This is a genomic window from Pseudarthrobacter sp. TE3704 (assembly GCF_056279405.1).
In genome coordinates, this window is the sequence record NZ_JBWCCJ010000002.1 from 716,564 (window position 1) to 738,515 (window position 21,952).

At 64.9% G+C, this 21,952-nt stretch carries 21 protein-coding genes; 1 reads left to right on the forward strand and 20 read right to left on the reverse strand.

Annotated elements, in window-relative coordinates:
• Window positions 1-4: 4 nt before the first annotated feature.
• The 14 genes from ACZ9BC_RS07325 to ACZ9BC_RS07390 all read right to left on the reverse strand — a co-directional run bounded on the left by ACZ9BC_RS07325 (window position 5) and on the right by ACZ9BC_RS07390 (window position 13,540).
• Window positions 5-2,641, reverse strand: coding sequence for a bifunctional lysylphosphatidylglycerol flippase/synthetase MprF (locus tag ACZ9BC_RS07325; RefSeq protein WP_476245337.1), 2,637 nt, complete (start codon window positions 2,639-2,641; stop codon window positions 5-7).
• The gene (locus ACZ9BC_RS07330) at window positions 2,623-3,933 is read right to left on the reverse strand and encodes an alpha/beta hydrolase (RefSeq protein WP_476245338.1); all 1,311 of its coding nucleotides are present in this window, start codon (window positions 3,931-3,933) and stop codon (window positions 2,623-2,625) included. Before ACZ9BC_RS07330 ends, ACZ9BC_RS07325 begins: the two co-directional genes overlap by 19 nt.
• A 5-nt stretch (window positions 3,934-3,938) precedes the next feature.
• Entirely contained in the window at window positions 3,939-4,370 is a 432-nt protein-coding gene (locus tag ACZ9BC_RS07335; RefSeq protein WP_079597678.1) for a DUF2550 domain-containing protein, read from the reverse strand.
• A gap of 10 nt (window positions 4,371-4,380) precedes the next feature.
• Window positions 4,381-4,665: a F0F1 ATP synthase subunit epsilon gene (locus ACZ9BC_RS07340; RefSeq protein WP_079597677.1), complete on the reverse strand. Its 285-nt coding sequence runs from the start codon at window positions 4,663-4,665 to the stop codon at window positions 4,381-4,383.
• A gap of 1 nt (window position 4,666) precedes the next feature.
• Complete coding sequence (gene atpD / locus ACZ9BC_RS07345; RefSeq protein ID WP_476245339.1) at window positions 4,667-6,121, reverse strand: F0F1 ATP synthase subunit beta; 1,455 nt, start codon at window positions 6,119-6,121, stop codon at window positions 4,667-4,669.
• Between the two features lie 80 nt (window positions 6,122-6,201).
• Window positions 6,202-7,092, reverse strand: coding sequence for a F0F1 ATP synthase subunit gamma (locus ACZ9BC_RS07350; RefSeq protein ID WP_476245340.1), 891 nt, complete (start codon window positions 7,090-7,092; stop codon window positions 6,202-6,204).
• Between the two features lie 73 nt (window positions 7,093-7,165).
• Window positions 7,166-8,803 carry a F0F1 ATP synthase subunit alpha gene (atpA, locus tag ACZ9BC_RS07355; RefSeq protein ID WP_079597674.1) on the reverse strand — a complete coding sequence of 546 codons (1,638 nt, stop codon included), beginning with the start codon at window positions 8,801-8,803 and terminating at the stop codon, window positions 7,166-7,168.
• Window positions 8,804-8,880: 77 nt separating this feature from the next.
• Window positions 8,881-9,708, reverse strand: a complete 828-nt coding sequence (locus ACZ9BC_RS07360) for a F0F1 ATP synthase subunit delta (protein WP_476245341.1) — start codon at window positions 9,706-9,708, stop codon at window positions 8,881-8,883.
• Entirely contained in the window at window positions 9,708-10,259 is a 552-nt protein-coding gene (locus ACZ9BC_RS07365; protein ID WP_476245342.1) for a F0F1 ATP synthase subunit B, read from the reverse strand. Before ACZ9BC_RS07365 ends, ACZ9BC_RS07360 begins: the two co-directional genes overlap by 1 nt.
• 51 nt (window positions 10,260-10,310) lie before the next feature.
• Window positions 10,311-10,514: an ATP synthase F0 subunit C gene (gene atpE / locus ACZ9BC_RS07370; RefSeq protein WP_009356484.1), complete on the reverse strand. Its 204-nt coding sequence runs from the start codon at window positions 10,512-10,514 to the stop codon at window positions 10,311-10,313.
• 106 nt (window positions 10,515-10,620) lie between these two features.
• Window positions 10,621-11,421 (reverse strand): F0F1 ATP synthase subunit A, encoded by an 801-nt coding sequence (atpB, locus tag ACZ9BC_RS07375; RefSeq protein ID WP_050054629.1) that lies wholly within the window; start codon window positions 11,419-11,421, stop codon window positions 10,621-10,623.
• An 81-nt stretch (window positions 11,422-11,502) separates the two neighbouring features.
• On the reverse strand, window positions 11,503-11,841 hold the full coding sequence (locus ACZ9BC_RS07380) for an AtpZ/AtpI family protein (RefSeq protein ID WP_079597671.1): 339 nt from the start codon (window positions 11,839-11,841) through the stop codon (window positions 11,503-11,505).
• The gene (locus ACZ9BC_RS07385; protein WP_476245343.1) at window positions 11,834-12,316 is read right to left on the reverse strand and encodes a hypothetical protein; all 483 of its coding nucleotides are present in this window, start codon (window positions 12,314-12,316) and stop codon (window positions 11,834-11,836) included. Before ACZ9BC_RS07385 ends, ACZ9BC_RS07380 begins: the two co-directional genes overlap by 8 nt.
• Window positions 12,317-12,427: 111 nt before the next feature.
• Window positions 12,428-13,540: an MraY family glycosyltransferase gene (locus tag ACZ9BC_RS07390; protein ID WP_476245344.1), complete on the reverse strand. Its 1,113-nt coding sequence runs from the start codon at window positions 13,538-13,540 to the stop codon at window positions 12,428-12,430.
• A 286-nt stretch (window positions 13,541-13,826) separates the two neighbouring features.
• Here ACZ9BC_RS07390 and ACZ9BC_RS07395 point away from each other — a divergent pair, with 286 nt between their 5' ends.
• Complete coding sequence (locus ACZ9BC_RS07395; RefSeq protein WP_476245345.1) at window positions 13,827-14,723, forward strand: glycosyltransferase; 897 nt, start codon at window positions 13,827-13,829, stop codon at window positions 14,721-14,723.
• Between the two features lie 21 nt (window positions 14,724-14,744).
• Here ACZ9BC_RS07395 and ACZ9BC_RS07400 read toward each other — a convergent pair whose 3' ends face one another.
• From ACZ9BC_RS07400 to thrB, 6 genes are all read right to left on the reverse strand, one after another.
• Entirely contained in the window at window positions 14,745-15,503 is a 759-nt protein-coding gene (locus ACZ9BC_RS07400; protein WP_476245415.1) for a WecB/TagA/CpsF family glycosyltransferase, read from the reverse strand.
• Window positions 15,503-16,318 (reverse strand): L-threonylcarbamoyladenylate synthase, encoded by an 816-nt coding sequence (locus tag ACZ9BC_RS07405; protein ID WP_476245346.1) that lies wholly within the window; start codon window positions 16,316-16,318, stop codon window positions 15,503-15,505. Before ACZ9BC_RS07405 ends, ACZ9BC_RS07400 begins: the two co-directional genes overlap by 1 nt.
• 12 nt (window positions 16,319-16,330) lie before the next feature.
• Window positions 16,331-17,203: a peptide chain release factor N(5)-glutamine methyltransferase gene (gene prmC, locus ACZ9BC_RS07410; protein ID WP_476245347.1), complete on the reverse strand. Its 873-nt coding sequence runs from the start codon at window positions 17,201-17,203 to the stop codon at window positions 16,331-16,333.
• An 8-nt stretch (window positions 17,204-17,211) separates the two neighbouring features.
• A complete protein-coding gene (prfA, locus tag ACZ9BC_RS07415) occupies window positions 17,212-18,285 on the reverse strand; it encodes a peptide chain release factor 1 (protein ID WP_079597664.1) in 1,074 nt (357 codons plus the stop codon).
• A 260-nt stretch (window positions 18,286-18,545) separates the two neighbouring features.
• The gene (gene rho, locus ACZ9BC_RS07420; protein ID WP_476245348.1) at window positions 18,546-20,684 is read right to left on the reverse strand and encodes a transcription termination factor Rho; all 2,139 of its coding nucleotides are present in this window, start codon (window positions 20,682-20,684) and stop codon (window positions 18,546-18,548) included.
• 292 nt (window positions 20,685-20,976) lie between these two features.
• Complete coding sequence (gene thrB / locus ACZ9BC_RS07425) at window positions 20,977-21,951, reverse strand: homoserine kinase (RefSeq protein WP_476245349.1); 975 nt, start codon at window positions 21,949-21,951, stop codon at window positions 20,977-20,979.
• Window position 21,952: the final 1 nt, after the last annotated feature.

Consider the following 21,952-nt stretch of genomic DNA (forward strand, 5'->3'; position numbering starts at 1 on the left):
TGCCCTACTTGACCAATTTGCGCACCAGGCGGGCGCCCTGCGGCAGGGAAAGCCCCGGCAGGTACGCCCGGGTCAGGGCCCGGCCGATTGCGGGAAGGTGCAGCGGATCCTGGTAGTAGAGGTACAGCGCCCGGTACTCGGGCTTGAACCGCGATTTGAAGGCCGCCAGGGAGCGGAAGCCGTACACCGGCTCCAGGGCATGCCCCACCAGGTCCAGGATGCGGACCAGGTTCTGCGCACCATCTCCTGCCGTATCGCTTCCCTTATCGGCCGTCGGATGCGGCTGGCCGGCCTGGATGTTGTCCTTGGCCTGGGCGTGCTCCTTGGGCTGGGCTTCCTGGGCCTCCTGTGGGCGGCTGGCAAGCGGAGATCCGGACAGTGAGATGACCTCCACGGAGTCGCGCAGCTCGAGCACTGCGGAGGCAATCAGGAACTCCATAACGCCCGGAAACCCTTCGGCACCGCGACGCATCACGTCAAGCGTCCTGCTGACCAGCCGCCCGCCGTCGTACACCGGAAGCCAGCTGGTCACCCCGTGGACCGTTCCGTTACCGTCCACCGCGAGGCAGCACAGCACTTCCTCGTCGTCGAGTTCGTCCACCCCGCCAAGGGTGAAGCCCATTTCAGGAACGGATTTGTTGGCCGCCCATTCCTCCGACACCTCGTTCAGGCGGGAGCGCAGCGACGCCGGCAGTGCATGATAAGGGCCCCAGACCGCCTCGACGCCGAGCTTCGCCGCCCGGTTCAGCGCGGTCCGGACGTTTTGCCATTCCTTCCCCTTGAACTCGAGTTCGCGGATGGCCAGCCGGGTTTCCTGCGCCACGGCCACCCTGGCGAAGCCGCGTTCCCGCAGCGCAGGCCACACGGAATCATCACAGGAGTACAGCGCGGGAATGAGTGCGTGGCTGCGGCAGTGCGCCAGGAATCCCTCGGTGGCTGCGTGCTGTGCCTGCCGGGGACCGAACGCGCCGCCCAGGGTCAGCGCCACGCTGCCGTGCTGCTGGTAGGCCACGGCCCCCTGTCCGTCGGGGCTGAACCAGTACGTATTGGGTTCCCACAGCGCCATCCATGACAGCGGACCACCGCCCTGGTGCAGCAGTTCCCGGGCCCGCGACCGGTCCTGCCGGCCGGAATCGTGGCCGTAGTGCCCGCCGATGAGCGCCCACCACACTGCGGCAAGCGCGACCACCCAGAAGACAGGTCCGGAGTAGGCAAAGAGGACAGCTTCCACGCTGTTCCGGTCAGCAAACACGCGGTGGTAGTGCTGCGGAATGGGAACCGGGACATACTGCCGTGCCAGTTCCGCGAAGAGGCCCAGCAGCCCGCCGTCGCGTGCCAGTCCGTCCGACCAGAACCAGGCTGCGGCGTAGCCGCCTGCCAGCAGGGCCCAGCAGCCGCCAACCACCATAGCCAGCGTCCGCCGGGCGGCTGGCATCGTCTGCACCCTGAACTGCCGCCGGTTGAGCCAGAGGACCACAGCCAGCAGCAGGGGCACGACGACGAGCGGAAGCACGTGTGCGAAGGCCGACCCCATGGGTGCCGCCTGGGGGCCCTGCGGGCGTGACGGGACCAGCGCGAACAGCGCCAGGTACACAGCGGCCAGCGCTGTCACGGCCAGCTGGATGGCGATGGCTATGTTCAGCGCGAGCCTCCGGCCGCGGCGCATCCCGTCGGCACAGATCAGCAACAGGACCACCGGAACCACGGCCAACGCCAGGCCAAAGGGGCCTGCGAACCCGGCCCGGCCCGCTTCCAGGCACGAGGCTTCGACGGTTGCCCCACAGTTGAATGCCAACTGCCCCAGCGTAGGCATCGGGTTGAGGACCACGTCCCGCAGCAGCGCCAGCGGTCCGGTGGGCGCCCGTGCAATCCCCGTAAGGATCGGGCCCACAGCGAAAACGGCCACAGTAAGGGCGAGCAGGTTCCGGGTTTCGCGGCCTGTGGAGCGGTGCCGGTGCAGCTGGCCCTGGTCACCCTGGATCCACCACCCGACCAGCAGGCCAAGGAGTGCCCCCAGCAGGCCGATGACGGTTTCGGCATGCCCCACGTACAGGACCAGCAGGAGCGAAATGGACACCACCGCTGTGCGGAGCCGCCGCTGCCACAGCACCGGCAGCCGCGCGCTCCCGGCCATGCCGGCAGCAAGGACCGGCCCGTAGGGTCCGATGAGGATGTCGTCCGCCATCCGGTCCAGCCACCCGTCGCCGGCATATGCGGCCAGCTGGGTAATCAGCAGGAACAGCGTGACGGCTGCGAACTGTCCGCCAAAGAACAGCGCCGCGGCGGCGCGCCATCCCAGTTTCCGCTCCGCAAGCCCCAGCAGCACGATGATCATGAAGGAGGCTGCGAGGTACGCCAGGGGGTTGGTGGCGAAAAAGAGGCTGGTGAACAGTGACCACCAGTGGCCGGAACGGAGCCCCGGGCCACTGACCCCGGCCAGCTCCAGCAAGTGTTCAGGCGGTCCGGCCAGGTAGCTTCCGGTGACCGCCCCGGCTGCCAGGAACAGCGCAAGGACCGTCAGCGAGAAGGGCACCGACTTCAATGAGGCCAGTGCACGGAACAGCGCCGGGCGCCCCACGGTGTCCCAGGCAAGGGCAGCGGTCCGGACCTGCCTCTCGGCGCTCACTTCTGCAGCCCCCATCTGTCGGCCAGGAGCTGCAGCGCATCCGCGAACCGCCGCGACGACGTGTCCCAGGAATGGCCCGTGTGCTCCACTTCGTAGGCGCGGACATCGAAGCCCGCGTCCTTCGCCGCAGCCGCCAGAGTGCGCAGGTAAGAAACGAACTCCGGGTCATCCTGCCCGGCAGTCAGGTACAGGAGGCTGCCGTCAAACCGTTGCTGCTTCATGATGCCCAACGGGGTCTGCCGGTTGAACGCTTCCGGATCCCCGGGGAAGGATCCTTCGATGGTCTTCTGACGTTCCTTGGCGATGGCGGGTTCGGCCTCTGCCGAGAAGGCCAGCGCAGCGGGAAACAGATCGGGATGCCTCGTGGCCATCTGCACCGCGCAGGTGCCGCCGAAAGAGAATCCGCCAACAGCCCAGCGGCTGTGGTTGCTGTCCACGGTGAGGGTATCGCTGATCCACCGGGTCACGTCCTGGGACAGGTACGTGTCCGCCCGGGCTATCCGGCTGTCCATGCACATCGTGTTGGCGGATTGGGAACCGTTCGGGTCCGGGACCACCACTACGGGCGCCAGCCCGCCATGAGAGGCGGCAAAAGAATCCATGTGGTCCTGGAGCGAACCGCCGGTCAGCCAGTCTGCAGGGCCGCCGGGCTGACCGGCAATGAGGACCAGCACGGGAAGCGCGGGGCGGTTGGGGGCGAAATACGCGGGGGGCAGGTAGATGTAGGCGTCGCGGGTGTTCATCCCCGAGGCGGTGCCCGGGATCGGTGACGTGCGAAGGACTCCCCCTGCCGGCAACGCACCCTGCGGGCTCCAGCCCTGGAGGGGGACGCCGTCGGACCCGCCGGCCTGGCGCATGAGGGCCGGCTCCAGCACGGGGATACGGGACAAAGCGGTGCCCAGCAGGTCGCTGATGGTCCGGTTGAGCCCGAAATAGGCATTGATCTGAACGGACGACAGGGCGACCACCAGCAACGCAGCGGCGATCCCGGTCCCCCGGCGCAGCCAACTGCTCCGCGGCAGGCGCATCAGCACCAGGAGCACGGCACCAACGGCGGGGACCACCCACAGCAGGACGGCGTCCGGAATGTTTTCCGGGAAGACGGAGAAGACGTTGATGAGGGCCCAGTGCACCGTGACCACCAGGGCGAAAGCGGCGGCGGCGGCGGTGATGAGCCGAAGGATCCAACTCCTGCCCGCGCTGTGCGGAGGAGGGAGCACGAGGTAGGCGGCGCCCGCCAGGCCGAGGACCAGGATTGCCCAATAGAGCGGGCCATCGGTGAGCCGGACGTCAAAAAACCAGTCCACGCCGGTTAGCGCCAGGTCCCCACGCCGATGACCGGGCCGGCCTCCAGCCAGGAGGACAGTCCCGTATAGGCGTCGAACTTCATGGCGAGCCGGAAGTCCTGGCCTTCGTAGCGGAGTTCGACAATCACGACGTCGGGCTGGACCTTTACTGCCTCAGCCTCCGTGGGCTTGCGCCGGCCAAGGAGTTCAAGGGAATGCCGCTTGAACTTGTGCTTGGGCCGGACGCTCAACGAGAGCAGCCTGAACCACTCAAGGTCGTTGTCCTGATAACGACAAACCCCCATCCGCCAGCTGTTTCCAGCCATGCAGATGGAGGCGTCCACCGTGCCGAGGGCACGCCGCAGGTTGAAGCGGCGCACCCCCAGAAGGCACAGTGCAAAGATCAGCAATCCGAAAGCGATTGCCATGGCGATGAACGGAAGACTCGGAGCGTCCATCAAGGTGGTGCTAGCGGATCCCAGCGGTAGCCGAGCCGCCCAGGTGGGCGTTGTCAGCAACAATAACCACGCGGTCGTTGTCGACGGAGAAGAATCCGCCGTCAACATCTACGGCAATACGGTCCCCGGAAACCGGCTGGATGGCCAGTTCACCTTCGGCCAGGATCGCCAGCAGGGGCGAGTGGCCGGGCAGGATTCCGATTTCACCATCGCTGGTGCGGGCCTTGACCATCTTGGCCGCTCCGGACCACACAAAGTGGTCCGCTGCGACAATCTCAACCTCAAGCTCAGCCATATTACTTGGTCTGTTCCTGGATCTTGGCCCACTGGCGCTCAACGTCATCGAGGCCGCCGACGTTGAAGAACGCCTGCTCCGCGATGTGGTCGAGTTCGCCGTCGCAGATGGCCGAGAAGCCTTCAACGGTGTCCTTGATGGAAACCGTGGAGCCTTCAACGCCGGTGAACTGCTTGGCGGTGTAGGTGTTCTGCGAGAGGAACTGCTGGATGCGGCGTGCACGCGACACGACGATCTTGTCCTCTTCGGAGAGTTCGTCAACGCCGAGGATGGCGATGATGTCCTGGAGTTCCTTGTTCTTCTGCAGGATCTGCTTCACGCGGACAGCCGTGTTGTAGTGGTCCTTGCCGATGTACTGGGGGTCCAGGATTCGGGAGGTGGACGTCAGCGGGTCAACGGCCGGGTACAGACCACGGGAGGCGATTTCACGGGAAAGTTCCGTGGTCGCGTCGAGGTGTGCGAAGGTGGTTGCCGGCGCCGGGTCCGTGTAGTCATCTGCGGGAACGTAGATGGCCTGCATCGAGGTGATGGAGTGGCCCTTGGTGGACGTGATGCGCTCCTGGAGGAGGCCCATCTCGTCTGCCAGGTTGGGCTGGTAGCCCACGGCCGAAGGCATGCGGCCGAGGAGGGTGGAAACCTCGGAACCTGCCTGCGTGAAGCGGAAGATGTTGTCGATGAAGAGCAGCACGTCCTGGTTCTGCACATCACGGAAGTACTCCGCCATGGTCAGTGCGGACAGGGCCACGCGCAGGCGCGTTCCCGGCGGCTCGTCCATCTGGCCGAACACAAGGGCGGTGTCCTTGAGGACGCCTGCCTCTTCCATTTCAACCCAGAGGTCGTTACCTTCGCGGGTACGCTCGCCAACACCGGCGAATACCGAAGTACCACCGAAGTTGCGGGCCACACGCGTGATCATTTCCTGGATCAGAACGGTCTTGCCCACGCCGGCGCCGCCGAACAGGCCGATCTTTCCACCCTTGATGTACGGGGTGAGGAGGTCGATGACCTTGATGCCGGTTTCCAGCATCTCGGTGGAGCCTTCGAGGGAGGCGAAGCTCGGTGCCTTGCGGTGGATGGGCCAGCGTTCGCTGATGTTCAGTTCCGACTCCGCAACGTCAAGGGGCTGGCCCAGGACGTTGAAGATGTGGCCCTTGACGCCGTCGCCGACGGGCACGGAGATCGGGGCGCCGCTGTCCACCACGGACGTACCGCGGACAAGTCCGTCGGTAGCCTGCAGGGAGATGGCGCGGACGAGGTTGTCGCCCAGGTGCTGGGAGGTCTCGAACGTGATGGTCTTGGTTACACCGTTGAGAGTAATCTCGGTGGTGAGGGCGTTGTAGATGGACGGGATTGCGTCAGCCGGGAATTCGACGTCGACAACCGGGCCGATTACGCGCGCAATGCGGCCGGTGGCACCGGACGTTGCGGCTACGTGTTCGGTAGCAGTGGCAGTCATCTCTCTCACTTCACTCAGTAGATGGCGTGGGTTTAAGTTTATCTGTGGTGCAGGTCCAGCGGATCCGAAGGTGGTGCAGGCTAGGACGCGAGGGCGTCGGCGCCGGCAACAATCTCGGAAAGCTCCTGCGTAATTTCAGCCTGGCGGGCGGTGTTGCGCAGACGCGTGTACTTCTTGATGAGGTCCGTGGCGTTGTCGCCTGCGGACTTCATGGCCCGCTGGCGTGCCGCGAGCTCGGAAGCCGCTGCCTGCAGCATGGCCGCGAAGATGCGTGATTCGATGTAGCGCGGCAGCAGAGCGTCAAGAACCCGCTCGGTTTCCGGCTCGAACTCGTACAGCGGCAACAGGTCCGATTCAGAAGCTGCCTGCTCTTCCACTACTTCCAGCGGAAGCAGGCGGATGACCGTGGGCTCCTGGGTAACCATGGACTTGAAGCGGGTGTACACCACGTGGATCTCGTCCACGCCGCCCTCTTCGTAGTCGGTAGCGAAATCGGTCAGCAGTGCTTCGCCAACCTCGCGCGCGGTTGTGAACTCGGGTGCGTCGGTGCCTCCGGTCCAGACCCGTGCGTATTCACGGTTCCGGAATTCGAAATAGGCCTGCGCCTTGCGTCCGACGAGGTACGTCTTGACTTCCTTGCCTTCAGCGTGGAGCAGCTCATTGAGACCCTCCACCTGCTTGAGCACGCTTGCCGAGTAGGAACCAGCCAGGCCACGGTCCGAGGTGATTACCAGGACGGCGGCGCGGCGGATTTGCTCCGGCTCAGTGGTCAGCGGGTGGTCGATTTCGCTTTGGCTGGCGACAGCAGAAACGGCGCGCGTGATCGCGTTCGCGTAAGGCAGTGAAGCTGCTACGCGCGCACGGGCCTTGCCGATGCGCGAGGTAGCGATCAGTTCCATCGCCTTGAAGATCTTGCGCATCGACGTGGTCGAGCTGATCTTCTGGCGGTAGACCCGGATCTGGGCTCCCATACTTATCCTTTCCTAACATTCCGTAGACCGGGTCAGCCGGGCCCTTGCGGCCCGGCTGACCCGGTCAGTGGAATTAGCGCTTCTGCTTGACGATTTTTTCCTGGTCAACGTCGCCCTCGGAGATGGCGTCGTGTTCCTCGTGGCCAGCGCCTACCAGGTGGTTGTCGCCTTCGCCGAAGAAGCCCTTCTTGAAGTCGATGATTGCCGACTTCAGAGCTGCTGCGGTGTCGTCATCCAGCACGTTGGTCTGCGCCAGCGTGGTGAGGATCGAGGACTTGCGGCTCAGGTGGTCGAGGAACTCGCCCTCGAAGCGGCTGATGTCCTCAACCGGAACGTCGTCCAGGTAACCGTTGGTGCCGGCCCAGATGGAAACAACCTGGTTCTCAACCGGGAACGGTGAGTACTGGCCCTGCTTGAGCAGTTCCATCAGGCGGGCGCCACGGGTCAGCTGCTGACGGGATGCGGCGTCCAGGTCCGAGGCGAACATGGCGAATGCCTGCATGTCGCGGTACTGGGCCAGGTCCAGCTTCAACGTACCGGAGACCTTCTTCATGGACTTCACCTGTGCGGCACCGCCCACGCGGGACACCGAGACACCCACGTCAACAGCGGGACGCTGGTTGGCGTTGAAGAGGTCCGACTGGAGGAAGATCTGGCCGTCGGTGATGGAGATGACGTTGGTCGGGATGTAGGCGGAAACGTCGTTCGCCTTGGTCTCGATCAGCGGCAGGCCCGTCATGGAACCGGCACCCAGTTCGTCGGACAGCTTTGCACAACGCTCCAGGAGGCGGGAGTGCAAGTAGAAGACGTCGCCCGGGTAGGCTTCGCGTCCCGGCGGGCGGCGCAGCAGCAGTGACACTGCACGGTAAGCCTCGGCCTGCTTGGACAGGTCATCGAACACGATGAGGACGTGCTTGCCGCCGTACATCCAGTGCTGGCCGATGGCCGAACCGGCGTACGGTGCCAGGTACTTGAAGCCTGCGGGGTCCGAAGCGGGAGACGCCACGATGGTGGTGTACTCCAGTGCGCCGTTGTCCTCGAGGGTCTGGCGGATGGCGGCGATGGTGGACGCCTTCTGCCCGATTGCCACGTAGATGCAGCGGACCTGCTTGGTCACATCGCCGGAAGCCCAGTTGGCCTTCTGGTTGATGATGGTGTCGATCGCGATGGCGGACTTGCCGGTCTGGCGGTCACCAATGATCAGCTGGCGCTGGCCGCGGCCGATCGGGATCATGGCGTCGATTGCCTTGAGTCCGGTCTGCATCGGCTCGTGCACCGACTTGCGCTGGGTCACGCCGGGCGCCTGGAGCTCCAGGGCGCGGGTAGTCTCGGCCTTGATGTCGCCGAGGTCATCGATGGGCACGCCCAGCGGGTCGACAACGCGGCCAAGGAAGGCGTCGCCCACGGGAACGGACAGAACCTGTCCGGTGCGGTGGACTTCCTGGCCTTCTTCGATGCCGGTGAAGTCACCGAGGATGATAACGCCGATTTCGCGGACGTCGAGGTTCTGGGCCAGGCCCAGGGTGCCGTCCTCGAAGCGCAGCAGCTCGTTCGCCATGACCGAGGGAAGGCCCTCAACACGGGCGATGCCGTCACTAGCGGTGGTTACGCGGCCGACCTCTACGCGTTCTGCGTTTCCGGGTTCGTAGGACGCCGCGAACTCGTTCAGCGCATTACGGACGTCGTCGGCGTTGATGGTCAATTCGGCCATCTGCAGTCCCTGCTCTCCTGTTTTGTGATCACCGTAAGGTGACCGGGGTTTCTATCAGTTGGGTTGTGCTTGTCCGGCTAGCCGGCCAGCTGGCGCTGCAATTGGCCCAGCCTGGTGAGGACCGAAGCGTCTAGCACTTCGTCACCAATCTGGACGCGGATGCCGCCAATGAGTGCCGGGTCAACGTTGATGTTGACCTTCAGTTCCCGCCCGTACATGGCATTCAAGCCCGCCTGGAGGCGTGCAAGCTGCGTCTGCGTCAGGGGACGGGTCACGCTGACCGTTGCAATCCAGCGCTGCTGCCGCTTGGCCGCCAGTTCGGCGAACCGTTGCACGAGCCGGGTGGGCTTGATGCCGCGGGGCTGGGTGACGGCCTGTGTAATGAGGACTTTTGCTTCCTCACTGACGCCGGGCACCAGCTTCTCGGCCAGCACAGCCTTGGCGGCTCCGCTGGCCTGAGGCTCGGACAGAGCACGTTGTACCTCGTGGCTGGAGGCAACAGCCTGGTTGAAGGAGAACAGGTCATTCTCCAGCTCTTCCAGGCCAGTGATTCCGGAGGCAGAAACGGCCGACTTGTTTTCAGCAACGGAAATGACCACCGTTGCGGCAAGAGTCTCGAGTGCATCGCCGATATCCCGCGCCGATGCCCAGCGTGAACTGGCCAGTCCGCCCGCGATCTCTGCAGCATCAGCGGAGACTTTTCCGCCAACCAGCTGCCTGACCAGCGCCGACTTCTCGTCACCGGAGCGGGACGGGTCAGTCAGGGCGCGGCGCAAGCCAGCCGAGCTGTCCACCATTCCCAGAATTCCGAAGAGTTCCTTTGCCAGCTGCAGCGACGCCGTCGGAAGCTTGGCTTCCAACGCAGCCAGGGCTGTTGCCAGCGATTCGCTCGATACGCCTGCCATTACTTAGCTGCACCTGCGTTCTGGGTCTCCAGATCTGCCAGGAAGCGGTCCACAACCCGCGCTGCACGCTGATCGTCGTTGAGCGATTCGCCCACGATGCGTCCGGCGAGGGTAGTGGCCAGGGTGCCCACCTCCGAACGCAGGGACACAACGGCCGCCTGGCGCTCGGATTCGATCTGTGCGTGGGCCTGCGCAGTGATGCGGGCAGACTCTGCAGCTGCCTTCTCCTTGAGATCCGCGAGGATCTGGGCACCTTCGGCGCGGGCTTCCTCACGGATGCGGTTGGCTTCGGTGCGGGCGTCGGTCAGCTGCTGCTTGTACTCTTCGAGTGCAGCAGACGCCTCAGCCTGGGCCTTTTCAGCCTTTGCAATGCCGCCTTCGATGGCCTCGGCACGCTCGGCGAAGGTCTTTTCGAACATCGGGACAACGAACTTGACCACGATGAACATGAGGATGGCAAAGCCCACGAGGACAACGCCCATTTCCCAGACGTTGGGAACCAGGGGGTTGACTTCGCCTTCAGTGGCGGCTGAGATGATCAGCTGATTCATATTTCACCCGTCCTTTTCTACTCGGTTCTGAAAGTTCGCTTCGCTCTAGGACTAGAGAACGAAGGCGAAGACCAGGCCGAGGATGGCGAGGGCTTCGGTCAGTGCAAGGCCGAGGAATGCGATCGGCTGCAGCACGCGCTGTGCTTCCGGCTGGCGTGCGACGCCGTTGATGTAGGCAGCGAATACGAGGCCAACACCGATACCACCGCCGATTGCGGACAGACCGTAACCTACGAGGTTGAGATTGCCTTCCATTTTTCTTCCTTTCAAGATGCCATCCATGTGGCAGGTTGTTTGGGTTGCTCTTTCCCCGTGAGGGGAAGTCTGTGTGTGCCTGGCGGCGTCCGCCGCGGGGCGGTGCCTAGTGGCTGTCGGCGTGAAGCGCGCCTTCGATGTAGATCGCGGTCAGCAGGGTAAAGACGTAGGCCTGCAGGACCATGATCAGGGCTTCAAGCATGTACATGGCGATGGCGCCTGCAAGAACCAGGACCGACGTTCCCTTGAGCAGGATGTTCTCCTGCATCACGAGGTACTCGATGCCGGAGCCGGCGATCATCACGATGAGGTGTCCTGCGAGCATGGTGGCGAACAGACGGAGGCTGTGCGTCACGGGCCGGACCAGGAAGTTGGAGATGATCTCGATCGGAATCACGATCGGAAGGATGAACCAGGGAACACCGGACGGTACGGTGGCCAGCTTGAAGTAGCGCAGTCCGTTCTTCTTGATGCCGATGGCGATCCAGGTGACGTAGACGATGCCTGCGAGCACATAGGCGCCGCCAACGTGCGAGAACGTGGGGAGCTGGATGAGCGGGATGGCACCGTAGATGTTGTTCACCAGGATGAAGAAGAACAGGCTGAACAGCAGCGGGACGTACTTGATGAAGTCCCTGCCGCCGATGATGTCCTTGGCGATTCCGTTGCGGACGAAGCCGTAGGCGGCCTCGCCGGCGAACTGGAGCTTGCCGGGAACCAGCTGCTGCTTACGTGCGGCGAGCACGAAGAAAGCGCCGATAATGACGACAGAGAGGAGGACCAGCAGCATCTGCTTGGAGAATCCTTCTGCGGCACCCCACGGCAGGATTGCCGGCAAATGCATTTCGTTAATTCCAGGAGGAGCGAACTCTCCTGAATCTTGGGCCGGGAGCGCAAGCGCGATCAACGCGTTTCCTCTCTGCAGTGTCCATCATTGGGCGTTGGGCGGGGACCGGCAGCCTGACGGCTTGCTGTTCCCCCTGTGAAATTATTTGGCATTACTGTCGCCGTCCTTGGACGGCCCGCTGGCAGCAGGACGCTCGCCAGTATTTTTGCGAGAACTGGTGAGGCCATGCATGTGGGAAAGGTAAAAACCTCCGACGGCTCCAAGCAGAGCGCCTGCGAGCACAATCCAGCGCGTTCCCCACAGATAATCCAGTCCCCACCCTATCAAACTCCAGACGATGATCCCGCCAATGATGTAGCTGAAGACAGCCATTCCGGCGTTGTATCCGCCGTCGGAGTTGTCCCCGGATACACCTGGCGCGGAGCTGCCGGAGGCGCGGCTGCCGCTGGGGGCCTTACCGGGCTTCTTCGGATCACGCATCAGGAGTTTCCTTGGGTTCTGGATCGTTGTAGATCTGGAGGCGGGCTTTGCTGAAACCAAAGATTTCTGCAGCCTGCCATAAGACGACGGCGGTGACGGCCCCGGCCACGAACCAGCGGGCATGCAGCCATTGGGGTGCGCCCACGACGAACAGGACGGCGGCGAAGCCCACAACCTTGATGAAGTAGGTGGCCACGAACACTCCGATGGCCCCGGACGGATTGCTCCGCCCCACGAAGTGGCCCACCAGGAGGCTGATTCCGAAGAACAGCATCACCAGCAGGCCGCCTGCGGAACTTGAAAGGGCCCCCCCCGCTCCATCCAGCAGCGCCGCAGGAACTGCGCACAGCGCCAGGCCCGCAGCGGAGGCCGCGGAGCTGAGTCTCAACAGATGCAGCCAGAGGGACCGCGTGGGACCGGAAGCACCAACGTGTCCGTGGCCGGACGCAGGTCCGGACTCGGCGTTGGAGGTCATGTCGATCCCAATCGTCGGCACCAAGAGGCAGTCAGCCAATTGGCAGGTGTGTGAGGGGCAGCTTGGGCTGCCCTCAAATTCTACACGAGATAGAAATGTTTCCGCACGGCATTACGCCTGCGATTCTTCGCCCCTGCGGGCAAGGTAGGGCCAGGCGGTGACAAGTCCCATGACCAGCGTGGCGAACAGGTCCACCGAGAGGACAATCTGCCAGGGAAAGATGGCGAACGCGAGGCCGCCGAAGGACAGGACGCCGGTCCAGAGGTACATCAGGATGACGGCGGTCCGGTGCGAGTAGCCGATGTCCAGGAGCTTGTGGTGCAGGTGGCCCCGGTCCGCGGACCACGGCGACCGGCCGCGGGCCGTTCTGCGCACCACCGCAAGGCCCAGGTCCAGCAGCGGCAGGAAGAGCACGGCAAACGGCAGCAGGATGGGAATCACGGTGGAGATACCGTTGACCCGGTCGTAGAGCCCGGAGGTGATCTGGCCGGTGGAGACCACACCGGCGGATGCCATTAGCAGCCCTATCAGCATGGCGCCGGAGTCTCCCATAAAGATCTTCGAGGGAAACCAGTTGTGGGGCAGGAAGCCCAGGCAGCTTCCCACGAGGACTGCCGTGATGAGGGTGGCAAGGTCCGAGTAGTCCAGCAGTACTGCGTTCCGGTGGACCCAGTAGGCCGTGAAGAAGAAGGCTGTGCCGCCGATGATGGCCACTCCGGCGGCCAGGCCGTCCAGCCCGTCGATGAAGTTGAACGCGTTCATGGTGGTGACGATCAGCCCGGCTGTCAGCACTACCCGGATTGTTTCGTTCTCCAGGTAGATGGGCTCCGGCACCCAGGGCACGATGGTCATCTGGACTCCCCAGACCGCTACGGTCAGGGCGGCTGCGCTTTGGCCGATGAGCTTGACCCACCACCGGATGTCCAGCAGGTCATCAGCGACGCCGACCAGGACGATCACGGCCGCTCCCGCGAGGACGCCCCACGGCGAGAAGTTGTTGCGGTAGATGTCCTTGACGAAGAAGGACTGGCTTGCCACGATCAGCGCCGTCATGATGCCGAGGAAGATGGCAACGCCGCCCAGCCGGGAAACAGGTGTGGAGTGCATGTCGCGGCTGCGGATGGGCAGATGCAGCTCGAGCCGGTGGCCCACCACTCGGGCGGCCCAGGTGGCGGCGTAGGACACGACGGCAGCCGTCAGGCCCATGAGCAGATACATGATCATGGGGTGCTGGTCATTTCAGGTGTGGTGGTGAAGCAGGGCACCGGCGTTGGCCTTTGCCTGGGGGTGGGTGGGCTCACGGGCCGGGAATCTGTTCTTCGATAAATGAAACTTCTCCGTCGCCGATCGCGCAGCAGGCAGTGCGTTTTTACGTGGACGCGGTGCCTTACAGGGCTGTATTACAGTGGACTCTAGTCAAAGATACTAGCGCCACCGGCTTCATGGCTTCGCGCCACACGGGCGCATTACGAGCGGGGAAATCCCTGACAGCCATGCTGAAAGGACCCCCATGACACCCCGCATTGCAGTCGCCGCCGTCACCTTCGACCGGCCCAGGGAACTGGCCGTGCTGCTGGATTCCATCAACGCCCAGACCGCCGCGGTGGACACAATCTGCCTGGTGGACAGCGGCACCGTCCCGGCCATGGACGTCGCCGCAGGACACGCCAATGTTGACTACGTCCGCTCGGAAGCCAACCTCGGCGGGGCGGGTGGATTCGCCCTCGCTGCATTGAAGGCAGTGGCAAGCGGCGCGCGGTGGATCTGGATGATGGACGACGACGCCGAGCCGGCTGATCCCGAATGCCTCGCCACACTGCTGCGCGAGGCTGAGGCACGCGACCTTGAGGCAGTGGTCCCGCTGGTGACAGCGCCTGGCCAGCCGGACCGGCTGTCCTTTTTCTTCCGTCTGGACGGCAAGGTCACCCACGACCGTGCAGAGGTGGAGAAACGTGGCTTCCTGCCGAATGACGGGCACTTTTTCAACGGCGCCCTGATCCGCTCCGATGTTTTCTTCAAGGTGGGGCTGCCCGACATGCGCCTCTTCATCCGCGGTGACGAGGTGGATTTCACCATCCGGCTGCGCAAGGCCGGGATCCGGTTCGGAACGGTGACCACCACGGCCATCACCCACCCGCACGCATTTTCAGAGACGCAGCATGTCTTCGGTGCCCGCTGGCACGTCATTGTTCCGGAATCCGCCTTCAAGCGGTACTACTACTACAGGAACCGCGGCTACCTGATCCGCCGCTATTTCCGGGTCCGCTCACTGGCGGCCGACGTCGGCGGCTACCTGGGCTACTTCCTCCAGCGCCGCGACCTTGCCGGGTTCCTTGGCTGGGCCGCATCGTTTAGCAAGGGCCTTCGGGGCAAGGGCTTTGCGCCGCTGGAGGACCAGAAGTTTTAGCTCCGGACTACGGTTCCGGCGTCACGCCCGGCGCTTCAGCCGCCGGGCGGCAAGCAGCCACAGCAGGACCCACGGCTCACCGAACACGCGGTACGCCACCCGCTTCGGATGCAGGAGCAGCCGCCAGGCCCACTCCAGCCCAAGCCGGCCGAGCCAGCGGGGGGCGAGTTTCTGGATTCCGGCCAACTGCTCGATGGCGCCGCCCACGGCACAGTAGACGGCGGGCGGCAACGAACCGAGCCTGCGCTGGAGGACTTCCTCCTGCAGCGGCATGCCGAGGCCCAGGAGGACCAGCTGCGGCTGCTCCTCGTGGAGCCATGCAACTGCTGCTTCCTCCAGCTCCGTGTCCCAGCCTGCACCCGGGAAACCACTGACACGGGCGCCGGGGACTATTGCCTGCAGCCTGCTGACCGCTCCAGCGTTGGCGTCCGCGCCGGCGCCCACCACGGCGATCCGCTCCAGGCCCCGCACCTGGTCCAGAGCCGGAAGCCAGTCCGTCGAACCCAGCCGGTAATCCATGACGGGGCCTTCGGCGTTGCCGGTCCTCCCCCACAGCCAAAGCACGGGGGCGCCGTCAAGGAGCACCACGTCACTTCGCTCGTACAGGTTCCGGAAGCCGTCGTCGGACAGCGTGAGGGTTACGCTGTGCAGGTTGTGGCCTAGGACGGTTCGGGTGGATCCGTCCTGGATGTAGCGGCTGAGTTCCTCCACCAGCTCGGGCACCCGCAGCGGGGTGGCGTCGACCTCGAGTACGGGAATCTGCTGGCGCTCCAAGATCATCAAGGCTGCGGGTTCCCGGCCGGCGTGCCGGAGTCGGGCATCGCCCGCTCCACCACCGATGACCCGGAGGCGCCCGACGCTTCCGGGGCGGGTACGGACGCCGGTTCCGCAGCTACCGGTTCTTCCTCCGCCGGTTCCTCCTCGGCCATGGGAATCTCCCCGAGCCCCAGCACACCGGGCACATGCTCGCGCAGCTGGTCGAGACTTACGGCGCCGTTGCGCACCACCCGCAGCCGGGGCCCGGTGGCGTCCACGATCGTTGAAGGCACTGCGGCTTCGCCTTCGGCGGGCCGGAAGCCGCCCTCAAGGTAGACCTCCACGGAGTCGGCCAACTGCTCCCGGGCGGCTGAGGCGGTCTGCGCAGGAGCCTGCCCCGTACGGTTGGCGGAGGACACAGCCAGCGGCCCGGTGAGGGTCAACAGCTCCTGGGCTATATCGTCGGCAGGCATCCGCAGCGCAACGGTTCCCTTGGTTTCACCGAGGTCCCAGTCCAGTGACGGCTGGGCATGCAGGATCAGGGTAAGGCCGCCTGGCCAGAACGCTTCGGCAAGCTTCCGGGCCTCCGCCGGGACGTCCGTGGCCAGTCCGTCCAGGGCGTTGATACGCGGGATAAGCACCGGCGGCGGCATGGTGCGGCTGCGCCCCTTGGATACCAGGAGCATAGTGACAGCCTGCGGCGAGAACGCGTCGGCAGCGATCCCGTAGACCGTATCCGTCGGGAACACCACGCACTTTTTCTCGCTGATGGCACGCTGGGCGTGCTCCAGTCCCAGGGCGCGCTGATCGTCCGTACTGCAGTTATAGGTTGTGGTCACTGGCCTATTCTTTCATTCCGTGAGGTTTGGATCCGCGAGCACGGCGCTGGTGGCGCGCTCCTTGCCGTTGAGGTCCAGATGCGTCGTAATCCTGCTCCACTTCCCTGTGCGTCCCATCATGGCCGCGATCCAGCCGGCCTGGACCTCCGCATGTTCCATGACGAAGTAGCCGCCCGGGCGCAGCAGCCGTGCAGCGGAGGCCGCTGCCGCCGTCGGAAGTTCCATGCCGTCCGCTCCCCCGCCGTACAGCGCCTCGGGCGGATCATGAAGCGCAACTTCGGGCTCGTTGGGGATGGCCTCGGCAGGGATGTACGGCGGGTTTGAAACCACGACGTCGAACGTTCCGTTGAGCTCCGGCAGTGCGTTGCGCAGGTCCCCCAACACGAGATGGACGCCCAAGGGGGCGAGGTTTTTCGCCGCCCATGCGTGGGCGAAGGGGCTGAATTCGACGGCGTGCACTTCGGCTCCGGGCACTTCATGCGCAATGGAGCCGGCGATTGCACCCGACCCGGTTCCCAGGTCAACGATCCGGGGTGACGGGATGCCCTTGACATGGTCGATGACCAGCTGGACCACCGATTCCGTCTCGGGCCGGGGAATGAACACGCCCGGCCCTACCGCCAGCTCCAGGTAGCGGAAATGCGCCACCCCGGTGATGTGCTGCAGGGGTATCCGGCCGGCACGCTCCGCCACCAGGTCGGCGTACCCCTCGGGAGCCGGGGAATCACCCAGCATCATGGCGCGCAACCGCCCCAGGCCGACCTTCAGGAGATGGTCGGCGAGGAGCTCGGCGTCAACCCGCGGACTGGGCACGCCGGCGTCCCGAAGGATGGCAGTGGCCTCACTGATCGCGGCAGCGAGGGACTGGCCTGGCCCGATGGTCATCCGTCGGGCTAGTCGCCGATGGCGTCCAGGCGTGCCTGTTCGTCCATCTCGATGGCGGACTGGATGACGGGCTCCAGGTCACCGTTCATGACCTGGTCCAGGTTGTACGCCTTGTAGCCCGTGCGGTGGTCCGCGATGCGGTTTTCCGGGTAGTTGTACGTGCGGATGCGCTCGGAACGGTCCATGGTGCGGATCTGGGACTTCCGCTGGGCCGAGTTCTCGGCGTCGATCTGCTCCTGCTGGTGGGCGAGGATGCGGGCCCGCAGGACGCGCATGCCGGCTTCGCGGTTCTGCAGCTGCGACTTTTCGTTCTGCATGGCCACCACAATGCCCGTAGGCAGGTGGGTGATGCGGACGGCGGAGTCGGTGGTGTTCACGGACTGCCCGCCCGGACCGGACGACCGGTAGACGTCGATTTTCAGGTCGTTCTGGTTGATTTCGAGCTCTTCGGGCTCATCCACCTCCGGCAGGACCAGCACACCGGCCGCGGACGTGTGGATGCGGCCCTGCGACTCCGTGACAGGAACGCGCTGCACGCGGTGCACGCCGCCTTCGAACTTGAGCCGCGCGTAGACGCCCTCGGCGGGATCGTTCGAGCTGCCCTTGACGGCCACCTGAACGTCCTTGTAACCGCCGAGATCCGACTCGGTAGCGGAAATGATTTCGGTCTTCCAGCCACGTGATTCCGCGTAGCGGGTGTACATGCGCAGGAGGTCACCGGCGAACAGCGCGGCCTCATCGCCGCCTTCACCGCCCTTGACCTCAAGGATCACGTTGCGGGCATCGTCCGGATCGCGCGGAATCAGCAGGCGCCGGAGCTTGGCGGCAGCCGCCTCCAACGAAGCTTCAAGTTCAGGAACCTCCGCTGCGAACTCGGGATCCTCGTCAGCCATCTCCTTGGCGGCAGCGAGGTCATCGCGCAGCGCTTCCCACTTGTGATAGGCCTCAACAATGCCATTGAGCTGAGCCGACCGCCGCCCCAGCTTCCGGGCAAGCCGCTGGTCAGCATAAACAGCAGGATCCCCCAGCTGCGCCTGGATGGAATCATGCTCATCAAGCAGGCCCTGTACGGACTCAAACATCTATAAACCTCTTTCGACTTGTACAAGTCTAGTAATGCGGCGACCAAGGTGGGGAACCGGGAAGGTGACCCTACTGAGAGGCGTTCGGTTTTGCCGCCCCGGGAGTGGCATCGGGCCTGCCGGAGCTGGGCGGCAAACGATCGAAGATCGGAAGCCGCCCAGCGTAGGGGCGGGGGCGGCAAAACCGAACGACGAAGGCGGGGGCGGAAAACCCGCGCGGCGAACCACGCGAGGCATCCGCACCCCGCCCCTGAACTCAGCTACTTGTCGTTATCCGACTTCGCGCCAAGCGTCGTCTTCTGGACCTGCATGAGGAACTCGACGTTGCTCTGGGTTTCCCGGATCTTGTTGGTCAGCAGTTCAAGGCTCTGCTGGGTCTCGAGTCCGGAGAGGACGCGGCGCAGCTTCCACATGATCTTGACTTCCTCGGCCGAGAGCAGGTTCTCCTCGCGGCGGGTGCCGGACGCGTTGACGTCCACGGCGGGGAAGATGCGCTTGTCTGCCAGCTGGCGGGACAGGCGCAGTTCCATGTTGCCGGTGCCCTTGAACTCTTCGAAGATGACCTCGTCCATCTTGGAACCGGTCTCCACGAGGGCCGTTGCCAGGATGGTGAGCGAGCCGCCGTTTTCGATGTTGCGGGCTGCACCGAAGAAGCGCTTGGGCGGGTAGAGGGCTGCGGAGTCCACACCACCGGACAGGATGCGGCCGGAGGCCGGTGCTGCCAGGTTGTAGGCGCGGCCCAGGCGGGTCATGGAGTCCAGCAGGACCACCACGTCCATGCCCATTTCCACGAGGCGCTTGGCGCGTTCGATGGAAAGTTCGGCCACGGTGGTGTGGTCATCAGCGGGCCGGTCGAAGGTGGAGGCAATGACCTCACCCTTGACGGTGCGCTGCATGTCCGTGACTTCTTCGGGGCGTTCGTCAACCAGAACCATCATGAGGTGGACCTCAGGATTGTTGGTGGTGATGGCGTTCGCGATGGACTGCAGGATGAGCGTCTTGCCGGCCTTGGGCGGGGAGACGATCAGGCCACGCTGGCCCTTGCCGATGGGAGCCACGAGGTCGATGACGCGGGGGCCGATCTTTTTGGGATCGGTCTCCAGGCGCAGGCGCTCGGACGGGTAAAGCGGAACCAGCTTGGCGAATTCAACGCGGTCCTTGAGATCTTCGGCGGTCTTGCCGTTGACCGAGGTGACGCGGACCAGCGCGTTGAATTTCTGGCGGTTGGACTGCTGGCTGCGGTCTTCGCCGTCGCGGGGGGCACGGATGGCACCTACGACGGCGTCACCCTTGCGCAGGTTGTACTTCTTGACCTGGGCCAGGGAGACGTAGACGTCGTTCGGGCCCGGGAGGTAGCCGGAGGTGCGGATGAAGGCGTAGTTCTCCAGCACGTCCAGGATGCCGGCAACCGGCAGCAGGACGTCGTCTTCGGTGACCTCGACGTCGTCGACGTCGGGTCCCTGCGCACGGCCGCGACGACGGTCGTTGCGGTCGCGGAAGCGGTCGTTGCGGGAGCTGTTGTCCCGGTCCTGCCCGCCCGAGCGGTCATTGCGGTCGTTCCGGTCGCGGCGGTTGCGGCGGTTCCGGCGGCTGCCGCCGTCCGAATCGTCGCCGTCGCGGGTGTCGTCGCGGCGGTTGCCTTCGCGCTGGCCTGCCTCACGGCTGCCGGCGTTGTCACGCCCTCCGTCGGAGTCGCGGGCTGCGCTGTCCCGGCCACCGCGGGTGCGGCCTTCACGGCGGTCGGTGCGCTGGCCGGCGTCGACCGTGTCAGCGGCAGGCGCTTCGGAGCGCTGCTCCGTGGAGCGCTGTTCGGTAACAGCCTGTTCCGGTGCGGGCTGTTCCGCCGGGGCCTCAACAGGTGCCTCTTGGACGGTGGCCGCTGCTTCGCCGCGGCGGCGGTTGCGGGTCCGCGGCTGGCGGCGCTCGGCGGCGCCTTCGGTTTCCGTGGCTTCGGCCACGGCAGGAAGTTCCACCTGGGTGGGGGCGGCAGGAGCCTCGGCGGCTTCGCCGGCGGCAGGAGCTACGACGCCGTCGCTGACGGCCCGGCGGCTGCGGCCACGGCCGCGTGCACGGGTTGCTTCAGCAGGAGCCTCCGCAGTTTCGGGAGCAGCAGCGGCAGGAGCGGTGACAGCCGGAGCAGCCACGCTCTCGGTAGCCTTTTCCGCCTTCCGGGCCGGAGCCTTGGTGGTGGGGGTGCCGGCGCGATGGGCGGAAATGGCCGAAACCAGGTCTCCCTTGCGCATGCGGGAACCGCCTGAAATCCCCAGCTGGCTGGCAAGAGCCTGCAGCTGGGCGAGCTTCAGGCCGGCCAGGCCGCTGCTCTTGGCGGGTGCTGCCGGTGATTCGGCAGCAGAAGTTGATAGTTCCACAGCTGGCGACAGCTCAGTGGTTTCGGTCACGAAGGATCCTTCCCCCTCGACGGCGTCCAGACTGGGAGCTGGACGCGATGATTTGATCTGGGCTGCAGTTCAGATCTGCAGCCGGATTTCGGCCTTGCCGGTTGGATATCGGCCAGCAGGGCCGGATACTGATTCACCTTCCGCTCCGCCCATGGCGGAACGCCGGACTGACGCTTTAGGGGCAGTTGGATGCTGCAGATTCCTGCGACAGACCAAGCAGGCGGCACCGGAATACATTCGCAGTAGGAGATCAAAGAGCAAGTGAATGCAGGACCAGATCAGATAGGCGGAATTACCGCCGGTGCAAGTCCACCTTAGCACCTTCAACGTCCACTGCCAGCTTCAGAACACGCCAGGCCACATCAGGCGTGTTGGCGGAGGTGAACGCCTCGATGAATGCCAGTGCATCTGAGGCTTCCGCTTCGCCGTTGGCCAGGACCAGGACGGTGGGTCCGGCGCCGGAAACCACTGCCGCATGCCCCGCCGTGCGCAGGGCGGCGATGAGCGCTGCGCTCGGCTGCATCGCCTCTGCCCGGTAGCTCTGGTGCAGGTAGTCTTCCGTGCCGGCAAGCAGGAATTCCGGTTTCTGCGTCAACGCGTGGATCAGCAGCGCCGCCCGCCCGGAGTTCATGGCTGCGGCGTGGTGTCCCACCGAGGCCGGGAGCAGAGAACGGGCCGCTTCAGTGGAAAGTTCGAAATCCGGAACAGCCACGATGGGGATAACCGGGTCCGCGACCGTGACGCTGGTGCTGCTGTACTGGTCACTGTCCTGCCACGACAGCGCCAGTCCGCCGAAAATTGCCGGTGCGACGTTGTCCGGATGCCCTTCCAGCTCGCTGGTGAGCTGCAGGATCCATTCCTGTCCGCGCTGATGTTCTGCCGGCACCATCGCGTTCGCGGCCGAAACTGCCGCCACCACTGCCGAGGCGGACGAGCCCAGGCCCCGCCCGTGCGGGTTGACGTTGTCAGCCGTCACCTTGAGGCCGGCGTGCCGGAATCCCAGCCGCTCAAAGGCGGCGTCCATGGCCCGGATCACCAGGTGGCTGGCGTCCCGCGGCAAAGTCTCCGCACCTTCGCCGCGGAGATCGAACAGGAGCTCGTCCGTGTCCAGGCTTTCCACGGTCAGGGTGTCGTGCATTGCCAGGGCAAGCCCCAGGCTGTCATAGCCGGGGCCGAGGTTGGCCGTGGTGGCCGGAACCCGGACCGTGACGCGCTGGCCGGCCTCGATGAGTTGCAGTCCGACGGTGGCCTGCGAGGTGGTGTCCAAG

What these genes read in the sequence shown, in the direction of transcription:
- ACZ9BC_RS07325 (WP_476245337.1), bottom strand. Translation starts at nt 2,641, where the DNA reads ATGGGGGCTGCAGAAGTGAGCGCCGAGAGGCAGGTCCGGACCGCTGCC.
- ACZ9BC_RS07335 (WP_079597678.1), bottom strand. Translation starts at nt 4,370, where the DNA reads ATGGACGCTCCGAGTCTTCCGTTCATCGCCATGGCAATCGCTTTCGGA.
- ACZ9BC_RS07340 (WP_079597677.1), bottom strand. Translation starts at nt 4,665, where the DNA reads ATGGCTGAGCTTGAGGTTGAGATTGTCGCAGCGGACCACTTTGTGTGG.
- atpD (WP_476245339.1), bottom strand. Translation starts at nt 6,121, where the DNA reads ATGACTGCCACTGCTACCGAACACGTAGCCGCAACGTCCGGTGCCACC.
- ACZ9BC_RS07350 (WP_476245340.1), bottom strand. Translation starts at nt 7,092, where the DNA reads ATGGGAGCCCAGATCCGGGTCTACCGCCAGAAGATCAGCTCGACCACG.
- atpA (WP_079597674.1), bottom strand. Translation starts at nt 8,803, where the DNA reads ATGGCCGAATTGACCATCAACGCCGACGACGTCCGTAATGCGCTGAAC.
- ACZ9BC_RS07360 (WP_476245341.1), bottom strand. Translation starts at nt 9,708, where the DNA reads ATGGCAGGCGTATCGAGCGAATCGCTGGCAACAGCCCTGGCTGCGTTG.
- ACZ9BC_RS07365 (WP_476245342.1), bottom strand. Translation starts at nt 10,259, where the DNA reads ATGAATCAGCTGATCATCTCAGCCGCCACTGAAGGCGAAGTCAACCCC.
- atpE (WP_009356484.1), bottom strand. Translation starts at nt 10,514, where the DNA reads ATGGAAGGCAATCTCAACCTCGTAGGTTACGGTCTGTCCGCAATCGGC.
- ACZ9BC_RS07380 (WP_079597671.1), bottom strand. Translation starts at nt 11,841, where the DNA reads ATGCGTGATCCGAAGAAGCCCGGTAAGGCCCCCAGCGGCAGCCGCGCC.
- ACZ9BC_RS07385 (WP_476245343.1), bottom strand. Translation starts at nt 12,316, where the DNA reads ATGACCTCCAACGCCGAGTCCGGACCTGCGTCCGGCCACGGACACGTT.
- ACZ9BC_RS07390 (WP_476245344.1), bottom strand. Translation starts at nt 13,540, where the DNA reads ATGATCATGTATCTGCTCATGGGCCTGACGGCTGCCGTCGTGTCCTAC.
- ACZ9BC_RS07395 (WP_476245345.1), top strand. Translation starts at nt 13,827, where the DNA reads ATGACACCCCGCATTGCAGTCGCCGCCGTCACCTTCGACCGGCCCAGG.
- ACZ9BC_RS07400 (WP_476245415.1), bottom strand. Translation starts at nt 15,503, where the DNA reads ATGATCTTGGAGCGCCAGCAGATTCCCGTACTCGAGGTCGACGCCACC.
- prmC (WP_476245347.1), bottom strand. Translation starts at nt 17,203, where the DNA reads ATGACCATCGGGCCAGGCCAGTCCCTCGCTGCCGCGATCAGTGAGGCC.
- prfA (WP_079597664.1), bottom strand. Translation starts at nt 18,285, where the DNA reads ATGTTTGAGTCCGTACAGGGCCTGCTTGATGAGCATGATTCCATCCAG.